This is a genomic window from Leptotrichia sp. (assembly GCF_057270615.1).
In genome coordinates this window covers 1-5,012 of the sequence record NZ_DBHIXN010000088.1, presented here as the reverse complement: position 1 = coordinate 5,012, position 5,012 = coordinate 1, and the positions used below count along the sequence as shown (strand labels likewise).

Below are 5,012 nucleotides of genomic sequence, written 5' to 3'. Positions count from 1 at the left end.
TTTTAAAAATAGATAAGTGGTTTCCGTCATCGAAAACTTGCAGTAAATGTGGAAACGTTAAAGAGGAACTGAAATTATCAGAAAGAAGTTATAAATGTGAGTGCTGTGGAATTGAAATTGATAGAGATTACAATGCGGCACTGAATATAAGAGATGTTGGAAAAGAAATGTTGAAATATTAGGAAATAAAAAACAGGGCAGGGACTGTCCGAAGAGCTTGGTAAATATATTTGGCTAGCAAAAGCAAGTACTTCCCAAGAAGCTCCCGCTTCTAAAAGCGGGAGTAGTTCACTGGTAGGAAAAATTGTTAGATGTTTGACTCAGTATTATGATGCAAAATTACAGAGAATTTCTATTAAATCAAGACCAGCATTAGTATTAAAAAGTCCTGAAAATGATGATTATGTAGTTTTGCCTATTTCAACAATTCCAAATAGAATAAATATAAATTCAACATATGATGTTGAGATAGATCCTGAAAAGTTTTCTAAAATAAATTTGACAAGAATATCTTATATTAGAACTCACAGAATGGTTTCAATACCGATACAACAAATAGATTCAAGCATTATAATAGGTGATTTAAAATCAGATTATGAAGAACTATATTTAGAAATAATAAAAAAAGTAGAACAATTTCATAATGAAATAATGGAAGGATTGCTGGAATAGAAAATATAATAAAAGAATCATGGTTGAGAAATTAACTGTGATTTTTTTGTTATAAAAATTTTCAATTGCATTGTCTTTTGAAGTCATTTATGATAAAATAAATATATGGTAAATATAGTAAAATCACTTTAAAAATGAGCTCAAATAAATAAAATTTGAGAAGTTGAAGGCTCTTGAATTTATGAGAGCTTTTTTCTTATTTGTTTTTTTGTATTTTATGGATAAAAAGTAAAGGGAATAGGTGTAAGATGGGAAAATTAATAATTGTAGAAGGAACGGATGGAAGTGGGAAGCAGACACAGACAGAATTGCTGTGTAAAAAATTGAAGGAAATAAAGGGAGAAGGGAAAGTAAAAAAAATATCTTTTCCAAATTATGAAAGCAGGGCTTCAGAACCTGTAAAAATGTATCTTGCAGGTGAATTTGGAGAAACTGCGGAAAGCGTTAATGCCTATGCGGCTTCTGTGCTTTATTCGGTTGACAGGTTTGCTTCGTATAAGAGTGAATGGGAAAAGTTTTATGAAGATGGAGGGATTGTGATTAGTGATAGATATACAATTTCAAATATGATTCATCAAGTTCCAAAAATTCATGATAAGATTGAAAAGGAAAAATATTTAGATTGGCTTATAGATTTAGAGTGGGTAAAAATTGGGATACCAAAGCCAGATGTTGTGTTTTTTTTGGATATTCCTTTTGAAATCAGTCAGAAACTTATGAAGGATCGGGAAAATAAAATAACTGGGAAGAAAGAAAAGGATATTCATGAAAAGGATAAGAATTATTTAAAAAATGCCTATGAAGTGGCGAAAGATCTTTCGGTAAAATATGGATGGAATGTAATTTCTTGTGTAAATGAAGATAAATTGAGGAAAATAGAAGATATAAATAATGAGATGATGGAAATAATATTGAAAAATATTTAAAGATATATGGTTTTTAATTTTATTAAAAAATATTTTTAAAATAAACAAAAACATATAAAAAGCAATTAAATTATGGTATAATAATATTTGAAGCGAAAATGTTAAAATAAGGAGAGGGTGTAATGGCTAGAAAAAAGGCAGAAGAAAAAGATGACAAAGGATTAAGTGAAAGAGAAAAAATGCTTAATTTGGCACTAAAACAAATAGAGAAAGATTATGGCGAAGGTGCTATAATGAAGCTTGGTGAAAATCAGAAAATGAATATTAGAGCTATTTCTACGGGAAGTCTGAATTTGGATATAGCACTTGGGATTGGAGGAGTTCCGAGAGGGAGGATTGTTGAAATTTATGGAGCTGAGTCTTCGGGGAAAACGACTCTTGCACTTCATATTATTGCGGAAGCTCAAAAGGCTGGAGGAACCGTGGCATTTATAGATGCGGAACATGCTCTTGATCCAGTTTATGCAAAGGCTCTTGGAGTAAATATTGATGAACTTTTAATTTCACAGCCTGATACTGGGGAGCAGGCACTTGAGATTTCAGACATGCTTGTCAGAAGTGGTGCAATGGATGTAATTGTAGTGGATTCGGTTGCGGCACTTGTTCCAAAAGCTGAAATTGAAGGGGAAATGGGAGATCAGCAAATGGGACTTCAGGCAAGGCTTATGTCAAAAGCACTTAGAAAATTGACAGGAAGCATTGCAAAATCTGATACTGTAATGATTTTTATTAATCAAATAAGAGAAAAAATCGGAGGGTTTTCATTTACTCCAGGTCCGCAAACTACAACTTCAGGAGGACGTGCATTAAAATTCTTTTCAACAGTTAGAATGGAAGTGAAAAGAGTAGGTTCTGTGAAGCAAGGAGATGACGTTATTGGAAATGAAGTTCTGGTAAAAGTTACAAAAAATAAAGTCGCTCCGCCATTTAAAGAAGCTAGATTTAATGTTATGTATGGACAGGGAATTTCTAGAATTGGAGAAGTACTGGATGCAGCGATAAATTTAGGAATCGCTTCAAAGGCTGGAGCTTGGTTTAGCTATGGAGAAGAACGATTGGGACAAGGTCGTGTAAATGTGGAAAATATGCTAAAAGAAAATAAAGAACTATACGGAAGATTAGAAAAAGATGTATTAGAAGCTATTCGTCCAAAACAAGAAGAAGTTAAACAGGAAAATCCAGAAAATGATCAAACTCAAAATGACGGAAATGGCGAAATAGAAGGCAATGAAAATTAATAAAATTTATCGGAATAAAATGTATCTTGATACAGGAGAAATTATGGATATAAGCCCGCTTATCAGGCAAAGATATGATTTGAAGATAAATGATAATATTGAGAGGTTTTATGATGAGATTTCTTATGAAGCCTCTCTTGAAAAAGGGATTTTTTTAATTTCATTAAAGGATAGGACAAAAAAGGAAGTACGGTTAAAATTAGAGGAAAAGTATCAAAATAAAGCAGCTGTTTTACGAGCAACAGAAAAACTGGAAGAGCTTGGATATTTAAATGATTTAAATTATGCAATGTCATATATTGAAAGTAAAACGTATGGCAAAAATCGTGTTTCGTATAATCTTTTTCAAAAGGGAGTCACAAAAGATGTAGTTGAAAAGGCATATTTGGCTTTAGATGAGGAAAATGAAGAAAATGTTGAAGATGTAAAATTAGAAAAACTCATTCAAAAAAAAGGTGAAAAAGTCAATATAAATAACGAGCGGGATGAAAAAAAAATAAAGGAAGAGCAAAAGCTTATACAGTATCTGGCAAGGCAAGGATTTTCTCTTGATAAAATTTTTAAAAAAGTGAAGGAATATAAGGAAAATTATAAATAATGAATCGTGTTTATAAAAATAAAAAATAATAGCAAAGGAGGAAACTAATATGAGAACTGTATTTTACCATCTTGTGCTTGTAGGTACTTTTATTTATGGAAGTATTTTTCATATTTGGTATCTAATATTTAATAGAGGTGAAAAAAGATACAGATATGTGTGTAGAGTAGCAAAAAATTGGGGGAAAAATTTAATATGGGGATCTGGAAGTAAAGTAACTGTTGTTTACAAAAATGGAAGTGAAGAAGAAGTAAATAAAATAAAAGAAAACGATGAAGCAGTTATATTAATTTCCAATCACCAGAGTAATATTGATATTCCAGCATTACTTGGATATTTGCCACTTAATTTTTCGTTTATTGCGAAAAAAGAAATGAAAAAATGGCCTGCTATTGGGCGTTGGATGCGTTCTTTTGACTGTATTTTTTTGGATAGAAAAAATGCTAGACAAGGAATGAAAGATATGAAGGATGCGATAAGTAAAATAAAAAAAGGACATTCTTATGTAATTTTTCCTGAAGGAAGCAGAAGTAAGGATGGAACAATTGGAGAATTTAAAAAGGGAAGCTTTAAACTTGCGACTGATACAAATGCTAGAATTTTGCCGATTACGATAGTGGGAACTTATGAGGTACAAAGCCGTAAAAGTTTGAAAATAACGCCAAACAAAAATATAAAAATTATTGTGGATAAACCAGTTGAATTAAAAAATATGTCAAGGGAAGAAAAAAAAGACGTGCATAATGTTGTAAATAAAATTATAAAGGATAATTATAAAGAAGAAAAAAATATTTAGTAAGGTCTAATTGAGATTTTGAAGAAAGGAAAGCTATGAAAGTGTTTTTGGCAACTAAAAATAAGGGAAAAATAAAGGATTTTGCAAAACTGACGGAAGGGATGGATTTGGAAGTTGTAACGATTTTGGATGGGATGGATATTCCTGATGTTGTAGAAGATGGAAAGACTTTTGAAGAAAATTCTAGGAAGAAGGCAAAGGAAATAGCTGATTATACTGGAATTGTGACAATTTCTGATGATTCAGGGCTTTGTGTTGATAGTTTGGATGGAGGGCCTGGTGTTTATTCGGCAAGGTTTGCTGGGGAAAATGCAAGTGATAGAGATAGAAATGAAAAATTGCTTGAAGTAATGAAGGATGTAAAAAAAGAAGATAGGCAAGCACATTTTGTATCTGTTGTGAGTATTGCGTTTCCAAATGGAGAAATCCATTCGTTTCGTGGTGAAGTAAATGGAGAAATCTTATTTGAATTGAGAGGAAGCAATGGATTTGGATATAACCCGTTATTTTATTCTTATGAATTAAAAAAATCATTTGGAGAAGCTGATGACGAGGAAAGAAAAAGAGTTAGTCACAGAGCTAGAGCATTTAGAAAATTGATTGATTCAGGACTTCTTAAAGAAAAATAATATTTTTATGTCATATTTTATGTTTAAATAGTAATTTTACAAGAATATAATAGATAAAATATTATTTCTATTTTCTAAATGGAATTTAGTATAAACTTATTTAACAAAAAGATAGCAAGAAGTCGTAGGCTTTCTATAAGTGGGAGATGAATT

The 5,012-nt window shown here is 31.2% G+C and carries 7 protein-coding genes; all 7 read left to right on the top strand.

From position 1 onward, the window contains the following. Positions 1-182: zinc ribbon domain-containing protein (locus tag ACO409_RS10165; RefSeq protein WP_485556935.1), on the top strand; the 182-nt coding region annotated here is incomplete at its 5' end. Between the two features lie 133 nt (positions 183-315). Beyond that, the gene (locus ACO409_RS10160; RefSeq protein ID WP_485556933.1) at positions 316-672 is read left to right on the top strand and encodes a type II toxin-antitoxin system PemK/MazF family toxin; all 357 of its coding nucleotides are present in this window, start codon (positions 316-318) and stop codon (positions 670-672) included. Between the two features lie 248 nt (positions 673-920). Beyond that, entirely contained in the window at positions 921-1,598 is a 678-nt protein-coding gene (locus ACO409_RS10155; RefSeq protein WP_485556931.1) for a dTMP kinase, read from the top strand. Between the two features lie 122 nt (positions 1,599-1,720). After that, positions 1,721-2,836, top strand: a complete 1,116-nt coding sequence (gene recA / locus ACO409_RS10150) for a recombinase RecA (RefSeq protein ID WP_485556929.1) — start codon at positions 1,721-1,723, stop codon at positions 2,834-2,836. Continuing rightward, the gene (locus tag ACO409_RS10145; protein WP_485556927.1) at positions 2,826-3,434 is read left to right on the top strand and encodes a regulatory protein RecX; all 609 of its coding nucleotides are present in this window, start codon (positions 2,826-2,828) and stop codon (positions 3,432-3,434) included. The genes recA and ACO409_RS10145 overlap by 11 nt, the downstream gene beginning before the upstream one ends. Before the next feature lie 49 nt (positions 3,435-3,483). Continuing rightward, positions 3,484-4,230: a lysophospholipid acyltransferase family protein gene (locus ACO409_RS10140; protein WP_485556925.1), complete on the top strand. Its 747-nt coding sequence runs from the start codon at positions 3,484-3,486 to the stop codon at positions 4,228-4,230. A 35-nt stretch (positions 4,231-4,265) separates the two neighbouring features. Further along, on the top strand, positions 4,266-4,859 hold the full coding sequence (locus ACO409_RS10135; protein ID WP_485556923.1) for an XTP/dITP diphosphatase: 594 nt from the start codon (positions 4,266-4,268) through the stop codon (positions 4,857-4,859). Positions 4,860-5,012: the final 153 nt, after the last annotated feature.

Excerpts from the sequence above, each read along its gene's own strand:
- ACO409_RS10145 (WP_485556927.1), top strand. The coding sequence starts at position 2,826 with ATGAAAATTAATAAAATTTATCGGAATAAAATGTATCTTGATACAGGA.
- ACO409_RS10135 (WP_485556923.1), top strand. The coding sequence starts at position 4,266 with ATGAAAGTGTTTTTGGCAACTAAAAATAAGGGAAAAATAAAGGATTTT.
- ACO409_RS10155 (WP_485556931.1), top strand. The coding sequence starts at position 921 with ATGGGAAAATTAATAATTGTAGAAGGAACGGATGGAAGTGGGAAGCAG.
- ACO409_RS10140 (WP_485556925.1), top strand. The coding sequence starts at position 3,484 with ATGAGAACTGTATTTTACCATCTTGTGCTTGTAGGTACTTTTATTTAT.
- recA (WP_485556929.1), top strand. The coding sequence starts at position 1,721 with ATGGCTAGAAAAAAGGCAGAAGAAAAAGATGACAAAGGATTAAGTGAA.